General features: G+C 62.3%; 21 protein-coding genes and 2 pseudogenes. 9 read left to right on the forward strand and 14 right to left on the reverse strand.

The genetic code is table 11. From position 1 onward, the window contains the following. Window positions 1-95 precede the first annotated feature (95 nt). Together M1B35_RS14900 and M1B35_RS14905 are read left to right on the forward strand one after the other, a co-directional pair. A complete protein-coding gene (locus M1B35_RS14900) occupies window positions 96-752 on the forward strand; it encodes a S24 family peptidase (protein WP_185039265.1) in 657 nt (218 codons plus the stop codon). Window positions 753-905: 153 nt separating this feature from the next. Further along, the gene (locus M1B35_RS14905; RefSeq protein ID WP_268262342.1) at window positions 906-2,717 is read left to right on the forward strand and encodes an ABC transporter ATP-binding protein; all 1,812 of its coding nucleotides are present in this window, start codon (window positions 906-908) and stop codon (window positions 2,715-2,717) included. 119 nt (window positions 2,718-2,836) lie between these two features. On the opposite strand, the gene M1B35_RS14910 is transcribed toward M1B35_RS14905, so the two are convergent. The 8 genes and pseudogenes from M1B35_RS14910 to epsC all read right to left on the reverse strand — a co-directional run bounded on the left by M1B35_RS14910 (window position 2,837) and on the right by epsC (window position 11,199). Then, on the reverse strand, window positions 2,837-3,478 hold the full coding sequence (locus M1B35_RS14910) for a 3-oxoacid CoA-transferase subunit B (protein ID WP_123334103.1): 642 nt from the start codon (window positions 3,476-3,478) through the stop codon (window positions 2,837-2,839). Window positions 3,479-3,486: 8 nt separating this feature from the next. After that, window positions 3,487-4,179: a 3-oxoacid CoA-transferase subunit A gene (locus M1B35_RS14915; protein ID WP_123334101.1), complete on the reverse strand. Its 693-nt coding sequence runs from the start codon at window positions 4,177-4,179 to the stop codon at window positions 3,487-3,489. Between the two features lie 487 nt (window positions 4,180-4,666). Next, window positions 4,667-5,707 (reverse strand): amino acid ABC transporter substrate-binding protein, encoded by a 1,041-nt coding sequence (locus tag M1B35_RS14920; RefSeq protein ID WP_268262343.1) that lies wholly within the window; start codon window positions 5,705-5,707, stop codon window positions 4,667-4,669. 234 nt (window positions 5,708-5,941) lie between these two features. Further along, entirely contained in the window at window positions 5,942-7,099 is a 1,158-nt protein-coding gene (locus M1B35_RS14925) for a M20 aminoacylase family protein (RefSeq protein WP_268262344.1), read from the reverse strand. A gap of 5 nt (window positions 7,100-7,104) precedes the next feature. Then, window positions 7,105-8,621, reverse strand: a pseudogene (locus M1B35_RS14930) (aldehyde dehydrogenase family protein). A 3-nt stretch (window positions 8,622-8,624) separates the two neighbouring features. Then, a complete protein-coding gene (locus tag M1B35_RS14935; RefSeq protein WP_268262345.1) occupies window positions 8,625-9,515 on the reverse strand; it encodes an NAD(P)-dependent oxidoreductase in 891 nt (296 codons plus the stop codon). Window positions 9,516-9,529: 14 nt separating this feature from the next. Then, window positions 9,530-10,420, reverse strand: coding sequence for a VOC family protein (locus M1B35_RS14940; RefSeq protein ID WP_268262346.1), 891 nt, complete (start codon window positions 10,418-10,420; stop codon window positions 9,530-9,532). 15 nt (window positions 10,421-10,435) lie between these two features. Further along, window positions 10,436-11,199: pseudogene (gene epsC, locus M1B35_RS32035) on the reverse strand (serine O-acetyltransferase EpsC). A 105-nt stretch (window positions 11,200-11,304) separates the two neighbouring features. On the opposite strand from epsC, the gene M1B35_RS14955 reads away from it, so the two are divergent. Both M1B35_RS14955 and M1B35_RS14960 read left to right on the forward strand, forming a co-directional pair. Then, window positions 11,305-12,213, forward strand: a complete 909-nt coding sequence (locus M1B35_RS14955; protein WP_123334086.1) for a LysR family transcriptional regulator — start codon at window positions 11,305-11,307, stop codon at window positions 12,211-12,213. A gap of 96 nt (window positions 12,214-12,309) precedes the next feature. Next, complete coding sequence (locus M1B35_RS14960) at window positions 12,310-12,675, forward strand: avidin-fold protein (protein ID WP_268262349.1); 366 nt, start codon at window positions 12,310-12,312, stop codon at window positions 12,673-12,675. 53 nt (window positions 12,676-12,728) lie between these two features. Here the strand turns inward: M1B35_RS14960 and M1B35_RS14965 are convergent, their stop codons facing one another. The 5 genes from M1B35_RS14965 to M1B35_RS14985 form a co-directional block, all read right to left on the reverse strand. Further along, window positions 12,729-13,931 (reverse strand): GGDEF domain-containing protein, encoded by a 1,203-nt coding sequence (locus M1B35_RS14965; RefSeq protein ID WP_268262350.1) that lies wholly within the window; start codon window positions 13,929-13,931, stop codon window positions 12,729-12,731. Window positions 13,932-14,105: 174 nt separating this feature from the next. Next, complete coding sequence (locus M1B35_RS14970) at window positions 14,106-15,212, reverse strand: class II histone deacetylase (RefSeq protein WP_268262351.1); 1,107 nt, start codon at window positions 15,210-15,212, stop codon at window positions 14,106-14,108. Window positions 15,213-15,245: 33 nt separating this feature from the next. After that, complete coding sequence (locus M1B35_RS14975) at window positions 15,246-16,409, reverse strand: MFS transporter (RefSeq protein ID WP_268262352.1); 1,164 nt, start codon at window positions 16,407-16,409, stop codon at window positions 15,246-15,248. Between the two features lie 23 nt (window positions 16,410-16,432). After that, a complete protein-coding gene (locus M1B35_RS14980; RefSeq protein ID WP_268262353.1) occupies window positions 16,433-17,320 on the reverse strand; it encodes a transporter in 888 nt (295 codons plus the stop codon). A 148-nt stretch (window positions 17,321-17,468) separates the two neighbouring features. After that, complete coding sequence (locus tag M1B35_RS14985; protein WP_123334075.1) at window positions 17,469-18,446, reverse strand: helix-turn-helix transcriptional regulator; 978 nt, start codon at window positions 18,444-18,446, stop codon at window positions 17,469-17,471. Window positions 18,447-18,858: 412 nt separating this feature from the next. Between M1B35_RS14985 and M1B35_RS14990 the strand changes: the two genes are divergently transcribed. After that, complete coding sequence (locus tag M1B35_RS14990; RefSeq protein ID WP_268262354.1) at window positions 18,859-19,473, forward strand: biliverdin-producing heme oxygenase; 615 nt, start codon at window positions 18,859-18,861, stop codon at window positions 19,471-19,473. Further along, window positions 19,470-21,710, forward strand: coding sequence for an ATP-binding protein (locus M1B35_RS14995; protein ID WP_268262355.1), 2,241 nt, complete (start codon window positions 19,470-19,472; stop codon window positions 21,708-21,710). Before M1B35_RS14990 ends, M1B35_RS14995 begins: the two co-directional genes overlap by 4 nt. Window positions 21,711-21,737: 27 nt before the next feature. Here M1B35_RS14995 and pdxR read toward each other — a convergent pair whose 3' ends face one another. Continuing rightward, window positions 21,738-23,150 carry a MocR-like pyridoxine biosynthesis transcription factor PdxR gene (pdxR, locus tag M1B35_RS15000; RefSeq protein ID WP_268262356.1) on the reverse strand — a complete coding sequence of 471 codons (1,413 nt, stop codon included), beginning with the start codon at window positions 23,148-23,150 and terminating at the stop codon, window positions 21,738-21,740. Between the two features lie 86 nt (window positions 23,151-23,236). Between pdxR and M1B35_RS15005 the strand changes: the two genes are divergently transcribed. The 3 genes from M1B35_RS15005 to M1B35_RS15015 are packed head-to-tail and all read left to right on the forward strand — an operon-like array spanning window position 23,237 to window position 24,759. Next, window positions 23,237-23,683, forward strand: a complete 447-nt coding sequence (locus M1B35_RS15005) for a GNAT family N-acetyltransferase (RefSeq protein WP_268262357.1) — start codon at window positions 23,237-23,239, stop codon at window positions 23,681-23,683. Next, window positions 23,680-24,300, forward strand: a complete 621-nt coding sequence (locus tag M1B35_RS15010; RefSeq protein WP_268262358.1) for an FMN-dependent NADH-azoreductase — start codon at window positions 23,680-23,682, stop codon at window positions 24,298-24,300. Before M1B35_RS15005 ends, M1B35_RS15010 begins: the two co-directional genes overlap by 4 nt. 27 nt (window positions 24,301-24,327) lie before the next feature. Next, window positions 24,328-24,759 carry a carboxymuconolactone decarboxylase family protein gene (locus tag M1B35_RS15015; protein ID WP_268262359.1) on the forward strand — a complete coding sequence of 144 codons (432 nt, stop codon included), beginning with the start codon at window positions 24,328-24,330 and terminating at the stop codon, window positions 24,757-24,759. Window positions 24,760-25,010 lie beyond the last annotated feature (251 nt).

The following is a 25,010-nucleotide window of genomic DNA, read 5'->3' on the forward strand; positions in this document are numbered from 1 at the left end:
AATGGAAATAACCTTTGGATCTATCAATATTCGCGATGGAGAACATTTGATAAATGGTTTCGCTAAAGAGTGGATTTGTTCCCGAAAAGAGTGATTTGCCCGTCACGCAAATACCGGTTGACGAGTTTGTCGATCGCTTGAAGAAAATCTGCGGGCTGGCCGGCAATGCCAGCGCCCTGGCGAAGAAGGCCGGTATCTCCAACAGTGGGCTCAGCCGCTACCTGGGCGGCGGCGATCCGTCGCGCAAAGTGCTGGTCAGCCTGGCCCTGGCGGCGGGTGTCAACCTGAACTGGCTGGCGACCGGGGAAGGCCCTATGGAAAAGAGCAACGAGGCGGCGCGCCCGGGTTCATTGACCATGCTGCCGTTTCTCGGGGCGCTGGAGTCGCCGAATGATGAGGTGATTCCCGGGCGCAAGAAGAACCTCACCTCTCAGGCGTTTTGCCGCTATTGGCTCGGCAGCCATGGGCTCGACAGCAAGGCCCTGGCCGCCATGCATATCCGCGGTGACAGCATGTCGCCGACGATTCGTGATGAAGACTTGGTGCTGATCGATGTCACCACCAAGGACATTCAGGACGACAAGATTTACGTCATTCAGGATGCCAGCAGTCTATTGGTGCGGCGCCTGCAATTGGAACCCGGTGGCCGGGTCCGGGCGCTGTGCGACAACCCCACGCACCGCGAGTTTGAAGTGCCTCGGGAGGCGCTGGAAATAGTCGGAAGGGTCGTCTGGAGAGGCGCGCTGCTGTAGGTTCGCCTCGTCAGACTGACGCGCCCGCGCCTGGCTATCCAGGTGTGGCTCGGGAAGGTGCTGGCGGGGCAATCCGTGCAGCCGTGACTTGCGCGCGGCGTTTACCAGCGGCTACCCAGGCCGATCTTACCCAACCAGGAGTCCATGGCATTCATGGTGCTGTTCAAACGATTGCGTGCTTTTTCCGTGCAGGCCGGCAGGGCGCTGGGGTTGGTGTGGGAGACCTCGCGGCCCCTGTTCCTGGGGCTGGTGCTGGCGACGCTGATCGCTGGTTTGCTGCCGGCATTAGCCGCCTGGATCGGCCAGCGCATCGTGGATGGTGTGGTCCATGCCATGCAGATTCATGCCGCCGGCAGTCAGGCGCCGGTGTGGCCGGTCATGCAGTACGTACTGGCCGAAGCCGGCGTGCTGGCGTTACTGGCCGCCGCCCAGCGGGCATTGTCGATGCAGCAGTCGCTGCTGCGGGTGCAGTTGGGGGTGAAGGTCAACCTGATGATCCTGGAAAAGGCCCAGACCCTCTCGCTGCTGCAATTTGAGGATGCGCAATTCCACGACAAGCTCGTGCGGGTGCGCCAGGGGGCTTCTACCCGGCCCTTGAGCCTGGTGACAAAGGGCTTGGGCCTGGTGCAGAACCTGATTTCGCTGATCAGTTTCGCGGTGCTGCTGGTGCACTTTTCTCCATGGGCCCTGTTGATCCTGGTGGTCGGCGCCTTGCCGGTGTTCTTCGCCGAGACGCATTTTTCGGGCAATGCCTTTCGCCTGTTTCACCGGCGCGCCCCGGAGACCCGCCAGCAGAATTACCTGGAATCCCTGCTGTCCCACGAGGCGCATGCCAAGGAGGTCAAGCTGTTCGGGCTGGCCCCGTTGCTGCTCAAGCGCTACCGGGACAACGCTCGGCGTCTTTACACGGAAGACCGCCAGTTGACGGTGCGCCGTGACAGTTGGGGTTTTGCGCTGGGGCTGCTGGGCACCGCGGCGTTTTACCTGGCCTATGCCTGGGTGGTGCTGGACACAGTGCGCGGGCAGACGACCCTGGGCCAGATGACCATGTACATCGTGCTGTTCAAGCAGGGCCAGAGCGCAATCACCGCCAGCCTCAGCGCCATCGCCGGCCTGTACGACGACGGTTTGTTCCTTTCGGACCTTTATGAATACCTGGAAGTCCCGGTCACGGCGCGGCGCGGAACACTGACTCAAGGGGCACGCCCGGGTGATGGGCTGCGTTGCGAGCAGGTGGGGTTCACCTATCCCGGTGCCGAATCGCCGGCGCTGAGCAACATCAACCTGCACTTGGCGCCGGGGCAAAGCCTGGCGCTGGTGGGGGAAAACGGTTCGGGCAAGACCAGCCTGATCAAATTGCTGACCCGCCTGTACACCCCGGACGAGGGGCGCATCCTGCTAGACGGCAGCGACCTGCAAGCGTGGGACGAACAGACCCTGCACCAGCGCATCGGGGTGATTTTTCAGGATTACATCCGCTATCAGATGAGCGTGGGCGAAAACCTGGGCGTCGGTGACGTCGAGGCGTTTGACGATCAGGCGCGCTGGCGCCGTGCTGCCACTCAGGGTGTTGCCGCTGAGTTCATCGAGCGCTTGAGCAAGGGCTACGCCACGCCGTTGGGGCGCTGGCTGGGTGGTCAGGAACTGTCCGGCGGCCAATGGCAGAAAGTTGCCTTGTCGCGCGCCTATATGCGCCAGGACGCCGACTTGCTGATCCTCGACGAACCTACTGCTGCCCTAGATGCCGGGGCCGAGGCGGCCGTGTTCGAGCACTTTCGTGAACATGCCAAGGGCCGCATGACGCTGTTGATTTCCCACCGTTTCTCCAGCGTGCGCAGCGCCGACCACATCATCGTGCTGGACCGAGGGCGGATTCTGGAGGAGGGCAACCACGGCCAATTGATGGCGGCGGGCGGACGTTATGCCGACTTGTTCGATGTACAGGCGCGGGGCTACCGCGAGTGACCTGCACAGACGATTCAATGGACGGGAATAACGGGATGCGGGGGTAGAGGCAGGGCTTCAATTTCGCTTGCAGCTTGCCGCGTGACCCATAGCCCCCGCAGCAAGCCGCTTGAATCGCGTTACTTCAACAACGGCACGCCACTCAGTGTCTGCAAGTCCTCAAAGCTGATGTCCGCGAGGATCTCGCGCACCTTCAGGCCTTGCGGGGTGACGTCCAGAATCGCCAAGTCGGTGTAAATCCGGCTGACGCAGCCAATACCGGTGAGCGGGTAGGTGCATTCAGGCACCAGTTTGCTTTCGCCGGTCTTGGTCAGGTGATCCATCATCACGAACACCTGGCGCGCGCCGGTGGCCAGGTCCATTGCACCGCCCACTGCCGGAATCGAGCCCTCAGCGCCAGTGTGCCAGTTGGCCAGGTCGCCGTTGACCGAGACCTGGAAGGCCCCCAGTACGGCGATATCGATGTGGCCACCGCGCATCATCGAGAACGAGTCGGCGTGATGGAAATACGCGCCACCGGCCAGCAGCGTCACGTGCTGTTTGCCGGCGTTGATCAGGTCATCGTCTTCTTCACCGGGCGCCGGGCTCGGGCCCATGCCCAGCACGCCATTTTCGCTGTGCAGGAATATTTCCTTGTCGCCCAGGTAGTTCGCCACCAGGGTGGGCACGCCAATGCCCAGGTTCACATAAGAACCTTCAAGAATATCGTCGGCCACGCGCTGGGCCATTTCGTTGCGCGATAGTTTTTTCATGACGGTCATGGCAGGCCTCAATTGACGTTGGCGATCAGGGAACTGGCAGAAGGCACAGCAACCACGCGCTGGACGAAAATCCCCGGCGTGATGATGTGTTCAGGGTCCAGATCACCCAACTCGACGATCCGGTTGACCTGCGCGATGGTGGTCTTCGCGGCCATGGCCATGATCGGCCCAAAGTTGCGGGCGGCCTTGCGGTAGGTCAGGTTGCCCCAGCGATCACCCTGTTCGGCCTTGATCAGCGCAACGTCGGCGTGCAGCGGCATTTCCAGCACATAGTTGCGCCCTTCGATCACTCGGGTTTCCTTGCCTTCGGCCAACAACGTGCCGTAGCCGGTCGGGGAGAAGAAGGCGCCAATGCCCGAGCCCGCGGCGCGGATGCGTTCGGCCAGGTTGCCTTGGGGCACCACTTCCAGTTGCACCTTGCCCGCCAGGTACAGCTCGTCGAAGACATAGGAATCGGATTGCCGCGGGAACGAGCAAATCACTTTGGCAACCCGCCCGGCCTTGAGCAGCGCCGCCAGGCCGATTTCACCGTTGCCGGCATTGTTGCTGATGATGGTCAGGTCGCGAGCGCCCGATTCAATGACGCCATCCACCAGCGCCGACGGCATGCCGGCAGTGCCGAAGCCTCCGACCATGATGACCGAGCCGTCGGCAATGCCATCGAGTGCGGCAGCAATGGATTCGAAAGTTTTATTGATCAAGGCGTGCTCCTCTATTTTTGTTGATTGGATCGATCAATCTGAATACCCGCTGCGCAGGGAAGGTTCCGGCAACGGACCGACAGCCCATCAAAGGCGTGTCGGCAGCTGCGCATAGGTTGCCAAACATTGAGCCCGACAGGGCGGTCCTGAATACGATGTCGTGCGATTAACGAACGCAGGCTGATAGGTGGCCCGTAGAAGCACGCGCGCGTGCAGCAGGCGATGCCTGCTTCGCTGCAGATGATTCCCGCTGTTTTCGGCTTGGTGCCATGCCGTGCATTTGCAGAGTGCGGCAGAGCGTCCCGGGCTTGGCATTGAAAAATGTGGGCGTTAGAACAGCAAAAGGGGGGAGTTTTTTCAGAGGCGGGGTGAAGGGTCTGTCAATCCGGCATTTTCAGAGTGTGGTGTGTGAGTTGGGGGTGACGTCTTTCCAAAGAATCAACCCAAAGGGTCAGTGCCCGGCAGCAAGCTGCCGGGCAACGCCTTGTCAGCGAACGGGCGGGGCGTATTGCAGGCCGCCCTGGCTCCACAGCGCGTTGAGGCCGCGCTTGATCTTCATGTCACTGCCGCTGCCCAGATTGCGGTCGAAGGACTCACCGTAGTTACCGACCTGGGCAATGATTTTCGCCGCCCAGTCATTGGGCAGATTCAGGTCCTTGCCGAGGGCACCTTCGGTTCCAAGTAGCCGCGCAATGTCGGGATTCTTCGACGACTTGAGCTGCTCGTTGACGTTTTTCGAGGTGATGCCCAGTTCTTCGGCGTTGAGCATGGCAGCGAGGGACCAGCGCACCACGGTGAACCAGTCTTCATCGCCACGGCGTACTGCGGGGGTCAATGGCTCCTTCGAAATCACCTCGGGTAGCACAACGAAGTCATCGGGCGTTGCCAGTTTCAGGCGCTGGCCGTACAGCTGGGACTGGTCGGTGGTCAGCACATCACAACGTCCTGATTCCAGCGCCTTGAAGCTCTCGTCAGAGGTGTCAAAGGTGATGGGGGTGTACTTCATGCCGTTGCTGCGGAAGTAGTCCGACAGGTTCAACTCGGTCACGGTGCCGGCCTGGATGCAGAAGGTGGCGCCGTCCAGCTCCTTGGCGCTTTTCACCCCGAGCTTTTTATTGACCAGGAATCCCTGGCCATCGTAGTAGGCGACACTGGTGAACTGGATACCCATGGCGCCGTCGCGGGACGAGGTCCAGGTGGTGCTTCGGGACAGCATGTCGACTTCGCCCGATTGCAGGGCAGTAAATCGCTCCTTGGCGGTCAACTGGGTGTACTTGACCTTCTTCGCGTCGCCGAACACGGCAGCGGCCACAGCCCGACAGACGTCGACGTCGAACCCATGAAAGTCACCTTTGGCGTCGGCATAGGAAAACCCCGGAAGGCCGTCGCTGATGCCGCACTGCACAAACCCTTTGCTTTTGACGTTCTCAAGGGTGGCGCCGGCGTTGGCGCTCAGGGTAAACAGTGTGCCTAGGGTCAGGCACGCTAAGGTCGAAGCCCCTTTCAACAGCGTTCTTTCTTGTTTCATGGCGATGCTCTCGTGTGGGTGGCGGTTAAGTGCCAAATCAACGCGCAGGGGGGGCCTGAGCACCCATTGTCGGCGCTTTGTTGAACTGCAAATCTGGAGGGCAGAAACAAGAGTGGGTCGTCAGGGGACCCAGCCAGGACGGTGGTTCTTTTTGTTGTTTGGCATAGGTTGTCTCTTATTGTTATGTCGGCCCCAGGAGGCCGGATTCATCGGGAATGTACGGCGCTTTGTGGCTTAAACGGCTGGCAGAGATTGCTCGACCAAGCGGGTCCAGACGGCGACTGCCGGTTCAATGATCTGGTCATTGAAGTCGTAATAGGGGTTGTGCAAGGCCGCAGAGGGTTCCTCTCCATCCGCGCCCATCCACAGGTAGGCACCTGGGCAGGCTTTGAGCATGAACGAGAAGTCTTCCGAGGCCATGGAGGGGCTGCAACCCCACTGCACGCGCGACTCTCCCACCGCCGTTACCGCTGCCCGGCGGACCTTTGCCGCAGCCTCTGCATGGTTTTCCGTCACCGGGTAGCCGACCTGGTAGAGCAATTCCCCCCGGATGCCGAAAGCGCCAGGCAACTGCTCGACGAACTGACCGATCAACTGTTGGACGTGATCGCGGACGTGCGATTGCAAGCAACGCACGGTTCCCTTGAGCACCGCCGTTTCGGGAATCACGTTGATTGCTTCGCCTGCGTTGATCTGGGTCACGCTGATCACCGCACTGTCGAGGGGGGAGAGACGTCGAGAGGGAATGGTTTGCAGGGCAAGAATCAGCTCCGCTGCGGCGATGATGGGGTCCGCGCCTTTGTCGGGCATCGCTGCGTGGCAGCCTTGGCCCGTCAGGGTGATTACGAACGTGTCGAGGGACGCCATCATCGGGCCTGGGTTGATCACCACCTGCCCGGCCGGGGCACCTGGCCAGTTGTGCAGCCCATAGATGGCGTCCATGGGGAACTGCTCGAACAGGCCATCGTCGATCATCTTTTTCGCCCCCGCGAGACCTTCTTCGGCGGGTTGGAAGACGAAGTGAACGGTTCCGCTGAAGTTTCGCGTTTCACTCAAATGGCGAGCGGTGGCGAGCAGGATCGCCGTGTGCCCGTCATGGCCGCAGGCGTGCATGCAGCCTTGATGCGTCGACTGGTGGGAGCACTGCCCCAACTCTTGGATGGGCAGGGCGTCCATGTCGGCTCGAATGCCGATCGCCGGGCCCTGTCCATGGCTCAGGGTGCCCACCACACCGGTGCCGCCGAGCCCGCGATTCACCTCGATCCCAAAGCTTTCCAGGAGCTGTGCCACCCGGTCGGAGGTCTGCAACTCGTCATAGCCGAGTTCGGGTGAGGCATGAAAGTCCCGACGCCAACCGATGGCATCGTCGATCAAGGCTTTGGAAATCGACATGGCGTTCACTCCAGGCTCGCGCCGTAGCCGAAATTGACCGCGGGCGTGGCGGCGGTTTCGACCCACACGCTTTTCACTTCGCTGTATTCGCGCAACGCATCCAGCCCTGAAGAGCGACCGTAGCCACTTTCGCCGTAGCCACCGAAGGGCGAACTGACGTGAATCGTCTTGTAACCGTTGATCCAGAAGGTCCCTGCGCGAACCTGCCTGGCCACTCGGTGGGCTCGACCGACGTCGCGGGTCCAGACCCCCCCGGCCAAGCCGAAGCGACTGTCATTGGCAATGCGGATCGCGTCGGCTTCGTCCGTGAACGGGATGGCCACAACCACCGGCCCGAAGATTTCCTCTTGCGCGCAGTACAGGTCGTTGGTGCCGGCCAACACCGTTGGGTTGATGTAATACCCGGGCCGGTCCGGGATGGGGTCGGCATTCGCGCCGACCAGCCTGGCACCGTCTTTCAATGCACCCTCGACCATGGTTTTTACGTGGTTGTACTGTTTGGCGTTGTTGATCGGGCCGATTTGAGTCTCAGGGTCGCTCGGGTCGCCGACCTTGAAGTTCGTGGCCGCTTGCGCCAGGGCCTGGGTGAACGTGTCAAAGATCGACGCCTGAACCAGCAATCGCGAGCCCGATACACAACTCTGGCCGGCCCCGGAGAAGATCGCGGCCTGCGCCCCGCGCAAGGCGACGTCCAGGTCAGCGTCCTCGAACACGATGTTTGCCGATTTGCCGCCCAACTCCAGCACGGCAGGGATGCAACGTTGCGCGGCGGCGACGGCGATGTGCCGTCCTGTCGCTGGCGAGCCGACAAACACCACTTTGCGGATGTCTGCCTTGGCAATGAAGCCTTGGCCGATGGTGTGACCGAAGCCGGCGATGATGTTGACCAGCCCTTTGGGCACGCCGGCGCGCTCGATCAACACCGCGACCATCAACGACGACAAGGCCGTCAGCTCGGAGGGCTTGAGAATGACCGCGTTACCCGCCGCGATCGCCGGTGCGATCTGCCAGCCGCAGGTAAAGATCGGTGCATTCCACGGGGTGATTTGCAGGACCGTGCCCAGGGGCTCGTACGTGACGTAGTTCAGGTGCGAGGTCGGCACGGGGATCACTTCGCCGTGCAGTTTGTCTGCCCAGCCCGCGTAGTACTCGAACATTTCGGCGACTTTGGTCACCTCGACCCGGGCGTCACGGATCGGTTTGTTGGCGGTGAGGGATTCAACCTGGGCCAGGCTGTCGCTGTGTTCGCGAATAAGCGCGCCGACCTGGTACATCGCACGACCCCGTGCCTGTGCCGTGAGCGCCCACCATTGCGCCTGTGCGCCTTGGCTACGGCGTCGGTGTGGGCAATCAGCGCGTCATCAGCGTCGGGAAAACTCAGCAGCAGACTGTCGTCATGGGCGTTGCGAACGTCCACCGGCGAGCCGTGGCCGTCGATGAACTCGCCACCGACAAAGCTGCCGATCACGCTCCGGTCACCCCAGAAGGGGCGCATTAGGTCGAGGATGTTTTGCGTGCTCATTGATTATTCTCCACGGCCGAAAAGCTGGGCGTCGGTGCGCTGGACAATCGCGCAAAAGTCTTCGTTATCGGGCAGCGATTCGCGGCTGGCTTGCCATAGCTGGGCGACGATCCGTGACAGGGGCAGATCCAGGTCCAGGCTGTCGGCCAGGTCGCTGGCAAGGCCGACGTCTTTGCGCATCAACCCCATGGTGAAGCCGGAGTCATAGGCTTTGTTCAGGACCCAGGTGGGGAACATGATCTGGGTGGCGCCGCTGCGGCCCGAGCCGGCGTTGAGTCCTTGCAGGAGCTTTTCCGGGTCCACGCCTGCTTTCGCGGCCATCGACACGGCTTCGGCGGTGCTGATCAGGTGACAGGCAGCCAGCATGTTGTTGGCGATCTTGGCCACGTTGCCGGCGCCACATTTGCCGACGTGGACGCGGGTGCCGCTCATGCCTTCCAGCACCGGCATGGCGCGTTGCAGGTCCCCATCCTCGGCACCGATGACCATGGACATGGTGCCGGTCGCGGCCCCTTTGGGGCCCCCGGAGACCGGCGCGTCGATAAAGGCGATGCCCATCCTTGCCAGGGCGGCAGCGACCTTGCGGCTGGCTTCCGGGGTGGAGGTGGTGGTGTCAACCACGATCAAGCCTTCACGGCCAAACTCGATGACGCCGCCTGGGCCCAGGCAGACGGCTTCCACGTGCTCGGCTTTTGGCAGCGACAGAATCAACATATCCGACTGTTGAATCAGTTGATGGCGGTCGCCGACGGGTTGGACACCTTTGCATTTGGCCTGGGCCAGCGCCGCGTCGGACAGGTCGAATCCGCTGACATCAAAGCCTTTGCTGGCGAGGGTCGCGGCCATGCCGCCGCCCATATTGCCCAAGCCAATAACGCCTACTTTCATGGTCATTTCAACAGTCTCAGTTAGATGTTCTGCACGAATTCGAGGATGACGTTGCCGGCCGCTTGCGGCTCGACCAAGACCCGGCCCGGGACCTCGTGATGAGGAACCTGGTTGTGTTCGAGGATCGAGCGTAGGGCGCTCAGGCTTCGGGTGTGCAGGCGGATGGAAATCCCATGGGGGCGCTCCTCGGCACGCTTGGGAAGGGCGATACCCGGGAACTCCAGGGCCGCGGTGGCGGCGTCGATGGCGCGCAAGACGCCGCATCGGGTATCGGCTTCCAGGACCGCCCCGTTGTAGCTCACGGCATCGCCGTAGAGGGCTCGCCAGCGAGGTTCAAGGCGCTTGGGGTCTGCCAGGTACGTGATGGCGAGAATCCCGTCTGCACCATTGGGATGGTCCTGCCAGCCGCGAACCCAGATCAGTTCGGGGCGATGCTGGTGGCAGATAAAGTTGGAGGCATCGGGTAACTCCGGGTCGATGAACAGCGCCAGGGACACCACGGCTTCATCGGGGCGCCCATCAGGCAGGGTCATAGGGCGGCGAAAATCAATGCGGCCCTGGCTTTGCAGCCCGGCCTCGACCATCCGCGCATGATCGGCGTCGGCATCCTGGCTGTGCAGCGCCACCAACGACACACCTTCCTCGCCGCGATCAAGGAACTGCCCGAGCTGGCGCCCGAAACAGAAGCCGTTCACCGAATGGGTACCGAACTTGGAAGGGTCATCGACCCCAATCAGCTCGATGAAGTTGCTGGGGAACATCATCAAGGAGGTGACGCTGCCCCAGGGGTGATAGCTCACCGGCGAAGGCGAAAACCCCATCTTGCGGTACAGCTCCAAAGCCTCGGCGTGATGGCGCACGGTGACCAGGGGGTGATCGATACCCTGCGGAAATTGAGCGACGGCGGTCATGGTGGTAGCTCCTGGTCAGCCTTTGGATTTAGCGGTGAAGGTGGCAAGGGTGGCCGGGGCGTTGCCGACCACCTTGGCTGGGGCCCCGGCAACAACGGTCCCCGCGGTCACGGGTTTGAGCACCACGGAGTTGGCCGCGACGATGGCTTGGGCACCCACTTCAATGTTTCCGAGAACCGTGGCGCCTGCGCAAATCAGGGCCCCACGGCGAACCTTTGGGTGTCGGTCACCGGCCTCGCTGAGGGTGCTGCCCAGCGTGACGCCGTGCCAGAGGCTGACTTCATCCTCGACCACGGCGGTTTCACCAATCACCAGGCCAATGCCATGGTCGACGAACAGCGATTGCCCAGCCGGGCAGCGGGATGGATGTCGACGCTCCAGGTATTGGCCGCCCAGTTCTGCAGCAGCACTGCGCTTTGCACGTCCCCCTCACGCCACAACGCATGGGCGATGCGGTGCGCCTGCACGGCTTGAATGCCGCGGAACGTCAGAAAGGCCGTGAGGTGGTCAGGGCAGGCCGGGTTGACGATTTCCAGGTGCTGGATGTCCGCGGCTGCGGCCTCGGCAATGGACGGGTTGGCGTCGATGATCGACTTGAACCAGGGCTCCAGGGCGACGTTGCTCGCTTGCGCCTGCATCTGGCGGGCCAGGTTTGCGGCGAGTGCCGCCTCGAAAGAGGCATAGGCCAGCAGGTGGCTGGTTGCGTAGTCGTGCAGTACGGGATTGCGTTCGCTCAACTGCTGGGCTTGGTCGCGAAGGCGCTGCCAAAGAGGGCTCATTTCCATCTCCTGTTACTGATGGACCGAGTATGGACACGCCGCAGGTGAGCCAGCAATAATCGCAAATTCAATCTTTTGTTGCTTTTAACGCAACACAGGCAGCCCATGAGCCAAGTACAAGATCGGCGGATTCTTTATTTTTTCGAAGCGGTCAGGCTGGGCAGCGTGCGAGCGGCCGCTGATGTCCTCAACGTCGCGCCATCGGCTGTCAGCCGCCAGATAGGGCAGTTGGAACAGGAACTGGGCAGCCCACTGCTGGAGCGCCACCGACGTGGGGTAAGGCCTACGGAGGCCGGTGATCGGGTGCTCGGTTACTACCGGCAACGCCTGACTCACCAGGAGCTGCTGCTGGATTCGCTGCAGGCATTGAGAGGGCTGCAGAGCGGCTCTGTCGTCCTGGCCGTGGGGGAGGGGTTCATCGATGGGCTGGCGGGCCCGCTCAGCAACTTTTCCACGCTGTACCCCAAGATCGAGATTCAGGTGAATGTGTGCGGAACCAACGAGGTGATACGCCAGGTCGTGGAAGATGAGGCGCATTTAGGCCTGGTGTTCAACCCGGCCGCCGACCCGAAAATCCGCTCCCATGCCTCGCAACCCCAGCCGGTCTGTGTGGTGGTGAACCCTCAGCATCCCCTGACCCAAAGCGTTGGCCCGATTCCGCTGGCGGGCCTGGATGCCCATCGCCTGGCGTTACCGGGGGTTTCATTTGGTATACGCCAGATACTGACCCAGGCCGAGCATCAGTTGGGGCTGATGCTCAGCCCCACCTTGACCTGCAATACCATCGCCATGCTCAAGCGCTATGCCATGCAAGGCGGGGTGACGCTGCTACCGACCTTTGTGGTGGATGAAGAGGTGCAGGCCGGCCGCCTGTGCACACTGCCTTTGCATAATGAAATCTTTGCCAGCCCGCGGGTTCACCTGATCAGTCGTCTCGGGCGCCAATTGAGCGTGGGCTCCAACCGTTTGCTGACGATGCTGCTGCAAGAGATGCCTGCTTTCAAACCCCGTTGAGTTCCAGGCGGTGGTGATGCAAAAGACCCCAACGGACGGCTGAAATCATGGCAAGGTTGCGGCTGGTAAACCTCTCGACTCAAGGACGCGACACTTATGGACACTCCCTTTTCTGCAATCAGCGAGCGCTTGAACAATCGCCGATTTACCGTTGCAGGCAATAGCCACGGGGTCTCCGGCGCCGGCACGGTGTTTCATTATCAGGTCGAGGGAAATGACATTTCCAGCACCTACCAGGGCGGCCGGATCCGCATGGGGCACCAAGTGGGGCGCGCCACGGGGCCCGACAGCATTGAGCTGCTTTATCACTGCGTCACGACAGAGGGGGAGATTCTGGCCGGCTGGTCGCGTGGCACGGTCGGTGTTGATCACGCAGGGCGCACCACCCTTGCCTTCGTCTGGGGCTGGTTGTCGGGCGCGACGGGGGGCGGGGAATCGAGCTACGTCGAGCTGGCCGAGTAAGGCTCAAGTCTGGGTGATGGCACCGACTCCGAGCGTCCTTGCACGCCGCTCGGTCAGCCGTTGAGTGCCTGTGACAGGCCACTGGACGGCGCATCACTCTGCTGGGAGCCTGATGGCGCCATGCGCAAGGTATTGCGCCCCAGGCCCTTGGCCTCGTACAGCGCGGCATCCGCCCTGGCCAGCAGGCTGGCGGTGGTGTCGCTTTCCTCGGGCACCCCGCAGCAAACGCCGATGCTGATGTGCAGCACAATGCTCGACTGAGCGTAGTGCGCCGGTGCCTCGGCCAGGGAGGCGCGCAGTTCATCGAGCACGGCGATGGCACCATCGGGGTTGGTGGCCGGCAGCAACAGCAGGAACTCCTCGCCCCCGTAGCGACCAATGCTGTCGGAATGCCGCAGGCGCTGGGTGAGGTGGTTGACGCAGTGGCAAATCACTTCGTCGCCGGCCAGATGGCCATGCACGTCATTGATCTGTTTGAAGTGGTCGATGTCGACCATGGCCACCGCCAGGCAGGAACGGTCTCGGCGCGCACGTTCCAACTCGGTGGAGAACTGCTCGAGAATAGCCCGTCGGTTGAGAATGCCCGTCAGCACGTCGCGCAGCGCCATGTGTTGAAGCAACGATTCACTGCGCTCTTTCGCCAGCAGCACCAGGCCGAGGGAAATCATCATCGCAGTGAACGTACCAATGCTGACCGAGATGGTTTGCTTGAGGTTGCTGACGTCATAGCGCATCTCCGCCGCACCGCCGCCGAGCACCGCCACCACCCGCATGCCCAAGCCGATCAGGCTGATGCTCGAACCAATGATCAACAGCATGCGCGCACGGCCCTGAGCGGGGATGTAGCGACGGGTCCAGTAGATGATCAAGGCGCACTGCAGCATCAAGACCAGAGAGGCGGCGAGCATCCGTGGCTCCAGGGTATCGATCAGGCTGACCATCAACACCAGCATCAATGCCGCCGGCGCGAACACCCGCCACCAGGACATGGGCCTCTCGATAATCCGAAACAGGCTGGCGCCATAAAAGGCCAGCGCCACCGCCAGCAAGGAGTTGGCCGCGCCATAGGTAAACCACAGCGGCGCATGACCGTAAAAGGTGTAGCCCACATAGGCCAAGGCATGGGCCAGCAAACCAAAACCAATGGTGAGCAAACCGTCACGCTGATTGAACTGGCCGACCAGGATTAGACAGAACGCCATGATCGTCGCCACTAAAGCAACACAGGCAAACAGCGTGGGGGTATGGGCAATCATGGCGTTTCACCAGGCACGGGTAGAAGCAGTTCTGGTCGCCAGTTTAGTTGAGCCGGTCAATCGTTGGTGAGTTGTTTCGCCCTATTGGTCAGGGGGCGAGCCCAACGGCGCGGGAATGCCCCGTGCCCGGTAGCAGCGTCCGTCTCATCCCTGGGAGATGAGACGGACGTCGTTTTAACGTTGCTCGATCAAGCCATCGATCAACTGTCGCTGGAACGCCAGGAGTGCCTCCTTGGGCTGCTGCAACTGCATGAATTCCAGCAGCGGGTCGGTCACTTCGGTCCTGATACCCGCCAACTCTTCAATCGTCGCCAACCCGCAGAACGGCACGTAGGCTTCGGAATACCCGCCCTCATGCACCAGAACCAGCCGTCCCTGGCACAGGCGTTCGGCGGCTGTGCGCACCAGGCGGGTCATTTCGCGGAACGAGTCGCTGTGCAACAGCATGCGTGCCAGGGGATCGACGGCGTTGGCGTCGTAACCGCAGGCGACGATGATCAGTTCCGGTTCGAATTGCTCCAGTGCCGGGATGACGATGCGCTGCAGGGCATACAGGTACGCCTCGTGACCGCTGCCCGGGGGCAGGGGGATGTTGATGTTGGCCCCCAGCCCCGGCCCTCGGCCACGATCGGTGTCGCCGCTGTAGCCGGCCGGAAAGCAGCCGTCTTGGTGCAGGGAAATGGTCAGTACATCGCCGCGCTCTTCGAAGATCGATTGGGTGCCGTTGCCGTGGTGCACGTCCCAGTCGATCACCGCGACCTTGCCGAGGCCCAGACGTGCTTTGGCGGCTTCGATGGCGATCGGAATGTTGGCCAGGAAACAAAAGCCCATGGCGCTGTCGGCCAGGCAGTGGTGACCTGGCGGACGGGACAAAGCGTAGGCGTTGTCGGCTTCGCCGGACAACACGGCCTCGACCGCGGCCATGGCCAGGCCGGCGGAGAGTGTGGCGATCTCGTAGCTGCCGGGGCCGATGGGGGCGTTGGGGCCCAGCAGGCCGCCGCCGGCATCGCTCATGGCTTTGAAGCGCTGCAGGTACTCAGGTGTGTGCACCCGCAGCAGGTCTTCCTCTGTGGCCGCCTCGGCACTGCGTACGTGCAGCTGTCGGGTCAGGCCGGAGACGTCCAGCAGGCTCTTCAGCCGCCGTTTGGTTTCCGGTGATTCGGCATGCCCGGCGGCGGCTGGAGGTTGCACCCAGCCACCCACCGGCAAGATCAGCGCGTGGGGGCCGGCGCTGTGCCAGAGGCTGAGTTCGTCGAAGAAAAATGCACTTTTTCGGCTCATGTCTTTTCCATTTCTCGAGGGTAAAAGGGTCACTCAAGCTTTTGTGCGGCAGCTGAGAATCAGCACCAGGGAGAGCAGGGTGATGGCGGCGGCACCGATCAGTAACGGCTGGTAACCACCGGTGTTTTCGATCAGGTGCCCGGCGACGGTGGGGCCGATGGCCAGGCCGCCGCCGATCACCAGGTTGGAGGCGTTCATCAGCTTTCCGGAGCGGTCGAGCTCTGCCAGGCTGGCGAGGATCAGCGGCAGGATGAAGGTCCAGGTGAATTTGAAGGCCAGGGCTGCCAGGGCCAGGCGGGCCAGGGGTGGCTGATCCAGGAGGAGCAGCACCGAGCCGGCCATCAAGCCGTAACCGAGCAGCAGCAACAGAGGCCGTGGCAGGCGGTCGCCGATCAGTGAGGCGCAGCCAGCACCGACAATCCCCATCAGGGTAGCGATGGCGAGGACCTCGCCGCTGGATTCGGCGGAAATTCCGGCGTTGGCGCTGATGGCACCGATAAAGGTCCAGACGCCACTCAGGCTGATGTAAAAAGTCAGGATGCCGAGAATGCCCAGGCTGACCTTCCAGGTAGCGGCCCGGGTGGACTTTTCGGCGCTGCTTGCCGCCACCGGCGCGCCCTGGGGAAAGTAGCGTGCCAGTGGCAGAAACAGCGCCATCAGCAGGGCCAGGATCAGGTAGCAGGCCCCTAACCCATAGTGTTCGAACAGCCGCGGCAGGATGCTCAAACCAATGGCGCCGACCACCAGTTGGCCCATGACCCACAAACCGTAGACCCGGCTCGGGTTGGCGGTGGACGCTGCGCTGGACAGGCAGACGATCATCAGTGATCCCCCGGCCAGGGCGCTGCAAAAGCGCAGAGCGAGCAGGGTGCTGTAATCCTCGGCCCAGATGGAGAGCAGGTTGGCGGCGATGAAGATCACCCCGGCCAGGGCGGCGGCGCGACGCCAATTGATGCGCTTGAGCCACCAGAAAGCGGGCAGGGTGGCCAGGCTCATGGCGCCCAGCTCGGTGGAAAACAGGTCGCCGATCTGTGACGGGCTGAGGTGCCATTGCGTGGCCAATTGCGCGGCGATCGCCGGGGCGGTCATGAGAATGGTCGGGGTTATTGCGCCGAACAGCACGATGGCTGCCAGCAGGGCCCGTTGCGACGCGGTGAACAGGGCGTCGCCGGACAGGGGTTGAGGCTGGGCGTTCATGGGCAAGCTCCGGGAAAGTCGATTCAGAACACGTGAACCAGGCGCAGCAAGGCGTCGGTGCCGTGGTAGCCGTTATCGGTGGCGAGGTTTTGCGAGAGGCTGAACATCACTTGGTTCTGTTTATCCAGCCAATGCCCGACCTCGAAGCCGGCCTGGGTGTAGCGCTTGTGGGTGTCGTCGATGCGTTGGTCGTTGATCCGCAGTTCGCCGCCATCGGCGTGGATCAGGCGCAGGGCGCCGTAGGTTGCGGGGGTGAAGTCATAGGAGGCGAAGGCTTGCAGGCGATAGAGCGGGTCCTGTTTCAATTCGCTGCCGAAGTAGTCGTCGTTTTTGCCGTAGAGCTGGGCTTCGAGGTTGGCTTCCAGCACCCACTTTTCGCCGACCCCCTGGGTGTAGTTGTAAACGAAGGTGGTGCCCCAGCGATTGGCCCCGGGGGACACGTCGGGGCGGGTGGCGTGGTACTCGCCGACCGGCAGGGTGACCAGGGTCAGCAGCCCGCTGTAGGTGCGTGTGGCCGGATCATTGATGAAAAACACGGTGCCGCCGACTTGCGGGTCGCCGAAGCCACGCTCTGCGGTGTGCTGGCTGGAACCGGGCAAGCGGGCATCGATATCAGCGAATGGCACGATGAATTGCGGGGTGCACAGGGTGCCGCACAGGTCGGTGAAAAACACTTGGCGATAGGCCACGGCGTTGACCTTCAGCTCGGCCTTGCCGTTGCTGTCGGCCGGGCCGTGGAAGTCATCGGCGCGGGTGGCCGGAAGGTACAGCACGCCCAGGGAGGTGCCCGAAGGGGCGCCGAAAAAGTCCCGGGCGTTGAGGTCGGCGGCGCTGGCCGGCAGGCTCAATAGTCCGTTGCTGAAGGCCAGTCCGGTGGTGAAAGCCAGTGTTCGGGTGAAGGTGTTGTTCATGGGCGTAGCGCCTCTCGTTGAGTGGTGGTGTGGCGAACGGTTCGCCGGTGCTGGGCAGTCAAAAAAGTGCAGTGGCAAAAAAAAGGCAAAGGGCGCCTAAGGCCGTCAAAACGACAGCGCAAAAATCAGCGTGGGTCAGCGGTGGGGGTCAGTCGGGGGTGCTATGCAGCAGGTGGGCGATGCGGGCTTTGTCCTTGACCCCCAGCTTGCTGTAGATGGCGCGGATGTGATGGCGCACGGTGTTGGGCGACATACCCAGGTCCCGGGCGACTTCCTTGTAGGTCTTGCCTTCGCCAAAGCCTTGGGCGACGTCGTTTTCCCGGGGGCTCAGTTGCACGAACACGTTGCGGCTGCGGGCGGCCAGCAGGAACAGGTCACCCACCGCCGACGCCTCGATCTGCAAGTGCTTGCCCTCATATCCGCGGGCGTCCATGGCCACGGGCAAGAACGGCCCCGTCCAGTCCGGCCACTCGCTGAGCAGCAAGTCGACAAAACCTCGTTCCGCGCAGTGCAGGGCGCCGCGTGGGTCACTCACCGCCAGGGCCAGGTGGCGTGAGGCGGTGATGGTTTCGCGCTTGGCCACCAGGGTCCGAATATGATTGGCCGACACCGCTGCCACCAGGTGCAGCATGGCGTTGTTCACGATCAGGCAGTCGTGGGGGGTAAAGCCTGGGGCGCCGGGCTGGCGATACAGGGTGAGGTGATCGCTGAGGTGGGTTCGCGGGTCGACGTACACCACGCAGAGCAGTTCGCCAATGCCGTAGGTCTGGCCAAGCCAGGTCAGGCCGGGACCGTTGGCCGGGTCGCCCATGTCCACAATGACGGCTTGCCCGGGCTGCTCGTAGACCCGGTCGATGGTCACGTCGGTGTGGCGAATCGATTGCCAGTCCGCCAGGTAGCTCGGGGGCAGGTTGTACAGGTAGGAACTGTGTTCTACCGGCAACCCGTCAATCATCGCCGCGCGCCCCCACCAGGCACTGTCGAAGGGCAGCAACTGAGCGATGCAGCTCAGGGCGGGCTGGTGAAAGTGCTCGATATCCTTGTTCTGCGCCAGGCGCTGAAGCTCCAGAGTCATCGTGCTGAACGCCCCAAGAAGGCTGGCGAGACGGTGTTCTTGACGGCTCATTGGTGAGTACCTCTGTGCGACTGTTTTTATTGGTTTCGTCACGGGGTCAGTAAGGACCGGAACGTCGTGCAGACGTGGGCAGGGCCTGGCTCGAAGTATCGGAGGATTGCGGCGCGATCACTATCCTACAGATGCAGGATGACAGGGTTTTTCTTCATCAAAGGTGCTCGCAGGTTGGGTTTGCGGCCTTGCAGCGGCGGTACCGGCTCGAGCTGCCGATGTTCAGCACCCGCGAAACGCCTCGGAAAATAGATGAATTTTTCCGGCCTCGGTGACTCGAAATCACTGACTGGGGCTGTTGTATCCATTTGGCGGATCGGTTGTACGGATTCCGCTAATCTTGTGTACTCTTTCCGGCTGCTTTTCTTTGACCCATGGCCGTGATGAGGCCCGACCGCTAGAGCTTACTTACATGCAATCAGATGCCCGTAGCGTCGTTGTGCCCTTGCTGCTTCAGAACCTGAGGTCAGGTACAGCCTCGTTGCACACCGCCCTGGAGAAACGCCTGCCGTTTTTCTCGCCGGCCTTGAATACCCCCCATTACCTGCGCTTGATTCAAGCCTATTACGGTTTTTATCTGCCCCTGGAACAACGCCTGCTGGAAAGCGGTGTGGTTTTCCAGGACTTTGACTTGGCCGAGCGCCTCAAGACCGCCACCTTGCACCGCGACCTCAAGGCCCTGGGGCTGACGGAACAGGCCATTGCCGATTTGCCGCTGTGCGGGTCGCTGCCCGCTACCCCGTCCGCTGCAGCGTGCCTCGGGGTGTTGTACGTGCTGGAGGGCGCGACGCTGGGCGGGCAGATCCTGCGCCGTGAAATCGCCGCCCGGCTCGAACTGGACGCCAGCACCGGGGCGGCGTTCCTGGATATCTACGGCGCCGCCACCGGCCAGCGTTGGCGCGAATTTACCCAGGCCCTGGGCACTTCATCCCTGACTGAGGGTGAGCGGCAAACCGCCGTCAGCGCGGCCCAGGAAACCTTTGCCTGTTTTGAACACTGGCTTGATCGCTCAGAGGTGCTGTTATGAATCCGCTTGAAAAGAAAGCCTTTGAGGAGCTGTTGGCCAACTGTGCCAACGAGCCCATTCGTACCCCGGGCGCCATTCAACCCCACGGGGTCCTGTTGACCCTGTCCGAGCCCGAGATGCGTGTGGTGCAGGTCAGTGCCAACGTCCAAGCCCTGCTCGGCAAGGCCGTGGACGATGTGCTGGGTGCGCCGCTGGCCCTGTTGCTCGGTGAGGATTACGCGCAGCAGGTGCAGTTGGCTGCGCAGCAGCATCATCCGCTGGATGCGCCGGAGCTGTATTTCACCCTCAATGGCGGCGTCTTTGAAGGCTTTGTGCACCGGCATCAAGGGGTGCTGGTGTTGGAGCTGGAAGTCCAGGCCAAACCGATCGAGTCTCTAGGGGCTGATGGTCGTCTCAACAACCTCGGTCGCATGCTCCAGCGCTTGCATGCGGCGAAAAGCCTTGAGGCCTTGTATGACGTCAGCGTCAAGGAAATCCAGGCGATCACTGGGTACGACCGGGTCCTGATTTATCGCTTCGAGGAGGAAGGCCACGGCCAGGTGATCGCCGAAGCGTCGTCGCCGTCCATGGAGGTGTTCCAGGGGCTGTTTTTCCCCGCCTCGGACATCCCCGAGCAGGCCCGGGAGCTGTATCGCACCAACTGGTTGCGGATCATCCCGGACGCGGATTACCAGCCGGTACCGCTGGTGCCGAAGCTGCGCCCTGACACCGGCCAGCCGCTGGACTTGAGCTTTGCCAGCCTGCGCAGCGTCTCGCCCATTCACTGCCAGTACATGAAAAACATGGGGGTGCTGTCGTCCATGAGCATTTCCCTGCTCAAGGATGACAAGCTGTGGGGGCTGATCAGCTGTGGCCATCGTCAGCCATTGCATGTGCCCCATGAATTGCGCAGTGCCTGCCAGACCATTGGCCAGGTGCTGTCCCTGCAGATCAGTGCCATGGAAGCGCTGGAAGTCAGCCGGCAGCGGGAAGAAAAGGTCGACACCCTGGCGCTGCTCAATCAAGCAATGATCGACTCGCCGGAAAACGTCTTCGATGGCCTGGCCCAGCAACCGGCCTTGCTGATGGCCCTGACCCAGGCCGGTGGCGTGGCAATCATTGAAGACAAACAACTGCACCGCTATGGCAACTGTCCGGAGCCGGAGGAGATCCGCGCGCTGCACAAGTGGCTGCAATCCTCTTCTCAAAAAGTGTTTTCCAGCCATCAACTGTCGCTGGTCTATCCGCCTGCCGAAGCCTTCACCCGGATCGCCAGTGGTGTGCTGGCGATGAGTTTGCCCAAGCCGGTGGATAACGGCGTGATCTGGTTTCGCCCAGAGGTGAAAGAGAGCATCAACTGGAGCGGCGACCCGAGCAAACCCCTCAATATGGAAGACTCGGAATCGGGGTTGCGCCTGCGGCCGCGCACGTCCTTCGAGATCTGGAAGGTGGAGATGGCGGGTATTTCCACCCAGTGGACACCCGGCGACCTGTTTGCCGCCAATGACCTGCGGCGTTCGGCCCTGGAAAGTGACCTGGCGCGACAGGTGCTGCGTGAGCAGCGTGCGGTGCAGGCGCGTGATGAACTGGTGGCGGTGGTATCCCACGACCTGCGCAACCCGATGACGGTGATTTCAATGCTCTGCGGCATGATGCAGAAGGCCTTCAGCTCCGATGGCCCTCACACCTCTCGGCGCATCTCCACGGCCATCGACACCATGCAACAGGCGGCGGGCCGTATGAACACGCTGCTGGAAGATTTGCTGGACACCTCGAAGATCGACGCCGGGCGCTACACCATCACCGCGCAGCAGCTGGAGGTTGCGGAGATGTTTGAAGAGGCCAACGCGCTGCTCTCGCCCCTGGCGCTGGATAAAGACATCGAGATTTCCTTTCATTCCGAGCCGGCGCTGACGATTCACGCCGACCCCGAGCGGCTGTTCCAGGTGCTGTCCAACCTGGTGGGCAATGCCATCAAGTTCACCCCCCGTCGCGGCAAGATCGGCGTGGTGGCCATGGCGGCTGGCGATGACATTGTGTTCAGCGTGCGTGATACCGGGGAGGGGATTGCCAAGGACCAGTTGCCCCATGTGTTTGATCGCTACTGGACCTTGAAGGAAGGCAACCCCACGGGCACCGGGCTCGGGCTTTACATCACCCAAGGCATTGTCGAGGCCCACGGCGGGCGCATCGTGGCCGAGAGTGAAGAGGGCTGCGGCACGGAATTCCGCTTCACGGTGCCGAAAAGCCGGACGTAAAGGGGGGCCGTTATTCGTGCCCCGCCTTTACGCGGGGCCCGGGATGATGTCAGCCAATCGCCGTGCCACGCTCGCCGCTTGTTCGGCACTGGCGATGTTGGTGAAGCCCATGACCAGACCCTGCCTGGGCTCGGCTTCCAGGTACCACTGCGACAGCGGTTCCATGGCGATGCCCAGGCCCCGGGCGCGTTGGGCGACCTGGACATCGTCAGCCTCGAGAAGGCCCGCCACCAGGTGCATGCCGCCCGCCTGGGGGTTGATCAACAGGCGTTCCCCCAGGTGTTGCAGCAGCGCCTCCACCAGCCATTGCCGGCGGCGTGGGTAGAGGTTGCGCATCTTGTTTAAATGCCGGGCGAAATGGCCCTCGTTGAGGAACACGCTGACGGTCGCCTGCAGCAGCGTCGGGCAGTGGTTATGCAGGCGGTCCGCCTGTTGGGCGAAGGCTTCGCTCTGTTCCGCCGGCACCACCAGGTAGGCCAGGCGCAATCCGGGAAACAGCACCTTGCTGAAGGTCCCGGTGTAGAGCACACGGCCTTGTTGGTCGAGGCTCTTGAGGGCGGGCAGGGGCTTGCCCTGGTAGCGGTATTCGCTGTCGTAATCGTCCTCGATGATCCAACTGCCCTGGCGGTTGGCCCACTCCAGCAACGCCAGCCGACGCGGCAATGACAGCGACACCCCCAGCGGGCTCTGGTGGGTCGGCGTGACCACCGCAAAGCGCGCATCGGCCGCCCGGGCGATGCCTTGGGCGACGTCCAGCCCATGGTCATCCACCGGGACCGGCACCAACTGGGCCCCGGCCTCTAGAAGTGCATTCCTGGCCATGAAATAGCCGGGCTCTTCCAGCCAGCAACGATCGCCGCGCTGCATCAGGGTGTGGCTGATCAGGTCCAGGCAGGCGCGATAGCCGGCGCAGACGAAAACCTGCTCCGGGCGGCAGGTGATCCCCCGTGAAATCCCCAGGTAAGTCGCAATGGCCGAGCGCAACGGCGCATAACCTCTTGGGTCCGGGTAGACCAGCCCTTCGACGCCGGCCTGGCGTAACTGTCGGCCGGCCAAGCGGGTCCACAGCTTGCGCGGAAAGGCATCCAGCGCCGGCAGGCCCATCTGCAGGGCCAGGGGCAAGGTCCCGGAATGAGTGGCGGGGGAGGCTGGCTGTGCCATTGGCGCCTGCAGTGGCGGCGCAGCCACCGGTGGCAACAACGGCGTGACAAAGGTCCCGGCGGCCCCGCGAGTGATCAGGTAACCCTCGCCAATCAGCAGTTGGTAGGCCGCTTCCACCGTGCCGCGCGCCAGGTTCAGCTCGGCGGCCAGGGCGCGAACGGCCGGCACCCGATCGCCCGAGCGCAGGCGGCCGTCGGCAATCGAGGCACAAAATCGCTGATACAACTGACGGTAGATCGGTGCTGACTGGCTGCGGTCGAATTCGAAGGGAAACATCATGGCCTAGTCGTTTATGCATTTTTCGGCCCTGTAGCATAAGGCATAGGCACCTTAAGGTGAGCGAACTCTCTCAGCGGACCACGCCCATGACCGACACACTTCAACACCTTGAGGGCCCGCAAGCCTTTGCGGCCAGTTTCGAGCTGATGCGCGTGTTGCGCCCCCATGTCACTGACCGGGCCGCTTATGTTGCCCAACTGCAGGGCCAGGCTGAACAGGGCTACCGCTTGCTGGCGGCCTGGAGCGGTGAGCGGATAGCCGGCCTGGCCGGTTATCGCGGGCTGGAAAACCTGCTCTACGGTCGTTTTATCTACGTCGATGACCTGGTGGTCAGCCCCGATCTCCAACGCGGCGGTCTGGGCGGTCGGCTGTTGACTGCGGTTCGCCAGGAGGCGCTGCAGCGTGGCTGCGATCACCTGGTGCTGGACACCGGGCTGCATATGCCCTTGGCCCAACGCTTCTATTTTCGCCAAGGGCTGCTGGCCCGGGGCATGCACTTCACCCAAAACCTTCGCGCCGGGAGTCTGGCATGAATAACCTGCTATTGATCAACGCCAGCCCCCATGGGCAGGTTTCCCATGCCAACCAGTTGGCACTGGCGTTAGTGGCCTCACTGCGCCAGCGCTATCCGCGACTGGAGCTGGTGGAACGTGACCTGGGGGCCCAGCCCCTGCCGGCACTGGGCAGCGACTACGCTCGGGCCCTGACCACGGCCACGCCGTTCGACGCACCGGTATTCGACGTTTCCGAAGCACTGATCAGCGAACTGGAGCGCGCCGACGTCCTGTTGATTGCCACCCCGATGCACAACTTCACGTTGCCCGCCGCGCTCAAGCTCTGGATCGACTACGTGCTGCGCATTCACCGCACCTTCAGCTCCGGTCCCGAGGGCAAGACAGGCCTGCTGCGGGACCGCCCGGTGTATGTGCTGGTCGGTTCCGGCGGCTTTCATCAGGGCGAGTCGGCACGCCAGCCGGATTTTCTGACGTCCTACCTGCGGCATGTGCTGAACACCCTAGGGCTGTTCGACCTGCACTTTTCCTACCTCCAGGGCTTGGTGTTCGGTGAAGAGGCCGTCGCGGCCACGCTCGAATCGGCCCGCACGCGACTGGCACTGGAGCCGCTGTTCAGCCCCCTTGTTCGCGCCTGATCCCTTTTTCTACACAGGAGTTTCACCATGAGCCAACTCAGACTGCCGTTTCCTTCCCTGTCGCCTGCGGCCTACCAGGGCCTGCTGGCCTGCAACACCGCCCTGGCGTTGAGCCCGCTCGGCTTGCCGCTGCTGGAACTGGTGTACCTGCGCATCTCGCAGATCAACGGCTGCGCCTTCTGCCTGGGTAAGCACTCCGCGACCCTGCGTGAATGTGACGTGGCGCAAGAGAAGCTGGATTGCCTCGCCGGCTGGCGCATCAGCGAGCTGTTCAACGACCGCGAGCGCGCCGCCCTGGCCTGGGCCGAGACCCTGACCCACGTCAGCGAGAAAGGCGCGCCCGATGAGCTGTACGAACCGTTGCGAGCTCACTTCAGCGATGCCGAAATTTCCGACCTGACCTTGGCCGCCGCTTTGATGAATGCCTTTAACCGCCTTGCGGTAGGGATGAAACTCTAAGGTTCGTGACCAACCTCGCTGAGCCACACTGCTAATAGAAAGCCCTCCGCGACGAGGGCTTTTTTTTGCTTTGCCCGGGCACTTTTCGGCGGTTTTTTCGATATGAACCAACAGCCGTCCCTTTTGACCCGAATTGTGACACCGGGCTTCAGGCGCTGCGTAGACGCCTGGACGGAGGATTTCTTGCCGGGGATTCGGCGCTGAAAAGTACAAAAATAATTTGTGCTTGTGAAAAATATATATTGATTTTT

Origin of the sequence: Pseudomonas morbosilactucae (assembly GCF_023241665.1) — a bacterium.
Lineage (GTDB): Bacteria > Pseudomonadota > Gammaproteobacteria > Pseudomonadales > Pseudomonadaceae > Aquipseudomonas > Aquipseudomonas morbosilactucae.

What these genes read in the sequence shown, in the direction of transcription:
- M1B35_RS14920 (WP_268262343.1), bottom strand. Translation starts at nt 5,707, where the DNA reads ATGAAACAAGAAAGAACGCTGTTGAAAGGGGCTTCGACCTTAGCGTGC.
- M1B35_RS14940 (WP_268262346.1), bottom strand. Translation starts at nt 10,420, where the DNA reads ATGACCGCCGTCGCTCAATTTCCGCAGGGTATCGATCACCCCCTGGTC.
- M1B35_RS14955 (WP_123334086.1), top strand. Translation starts at nt 11,305, where the DNA reads ATGAGCCAAGTACAAGATCGGCGGATTCTTTATTTTTTCGAAGCGGTC.
- M1B35_RS14985 (WP_123334075.1), bottom strand. Translation starts at nt 18,446, where the DNA reads ATGAGCCGTCAAGAACACCGTCTCGCCAGCCTTCTTGGGGCGTTCAGC.
- M1B35_RS14965 (WP_268262350.1), bottom strand. Translation starts at nt 13,931, where the DNA reads ATGATTGCCCATACCCCCACGCTGTTTGCCTGTGTTGCTTTAGTGGCG.
- M1B35_RS14990 (WP_268262354.1), top strand. Translation starts at nt 18,859, where the DNA reads ATGCAATCAGATGCCCGTAGCGTCGTTGTGCCCTTGCTGCTTCAGAAC.
- M1B35_RS14960 (WP_268262349.1), top strand. Translation starts at nt 12,310, where the DNA reads ATGGACACTCCCTTTTCTGCAATCAGCGAGCGCTTGAACAATCGCCGA.
- M1B35_RS14975 (WP_268262352.1), bottom strand. Translation starts at nt 16,409, where the DNA reads ATGAACGCCCAGCCTCAACCCCTGTCCGGCGACGCCCTGTTCACCGCG.
- M1B35_RS14980 (WP_268262353.1), bottom strand. Translation starts at nt 17,320, where the DNA reads ATGAACAACACCTTCACCCGAACACTGGCTTTCACCACCGGACTGGCC.
- M1B35_RS14970 (WP_268262351.1), bottom strand. Translation starts at nt 15,212, where the DNA reads ATGAGCCGAAAAAGTGCATTTTTCTTCGACGAACTCAGCCTCTGGCAC.
- M1B35_RS15010 (WP_268262358.1), top strand. Translation starts at nt 23,680, where the DNA reads ATGAATAACCTGCTATTGATCAACGCCAGCCCCCATGGGCAGGTTTCC.
- M1B35_RS14935 (WP_268262345.1), bottom strand. Translation starts at nt 9,515, where the DNA reads ATGACCATGAAAGTAGGCGTTATTGGCTTGGGCAATATGGGCGGCGGC.
- M1B35_RS14910 (WP_123334103.1), bottom strand. Translation starts at nt 3,478, where the DNA reads ATGACCGTCATGAAAAAACTATCGCGCAACGAAATGGCCCAGCGCGTG.
- M1B35_RS14995 (WP_268262355.1), top strand. Translation starts at nt 19,470, where the DNA reads ATGAATCCGCTTGAAAAGAAAGCCTTTGAGGAGCTGTTGGCCAACTGT.
- M1B35_RS14905 (WP_268262342.1), top strand. Translation starts at nt 906, where the DNA reads ATGGTGCTGTTCAAACGATTGCGTGCTTTTTCCGTGCAGGCCGGCAGG.
- pdxR (WP_268262356.1), bottom strand. Translation starts at nt 23,150, where the DNA reads ATGATGTTTCCCTTCGAATTCGACCGCAGCCAGTCAGCACCGATCTAC.
- M1B35_RS14925 (WP_268262344.1), bottom strand. Translation starts at nt 7,099, where the DNA reads ATGTCGATTTCCAAAGCCTTGATCGACGATGCCATCGGTTGGCGTCGG.
- M1B35_RS15005 (WP_268262357.1), top strand. Translation starts at nt 23,237, where the DNA reads ATGACCGACACACTTCAACACCTTGAGGGCCCGCAAGCCTTTGCGGCC.
- M1B35_RS15015 (WP_268262359.1), top strand. Translation starts at nt 24,328, where the DNA reads ATGAGCCAACTCAGACTGCCGTTTCCTTCCCTGTCGCCTGCGGCCTAC.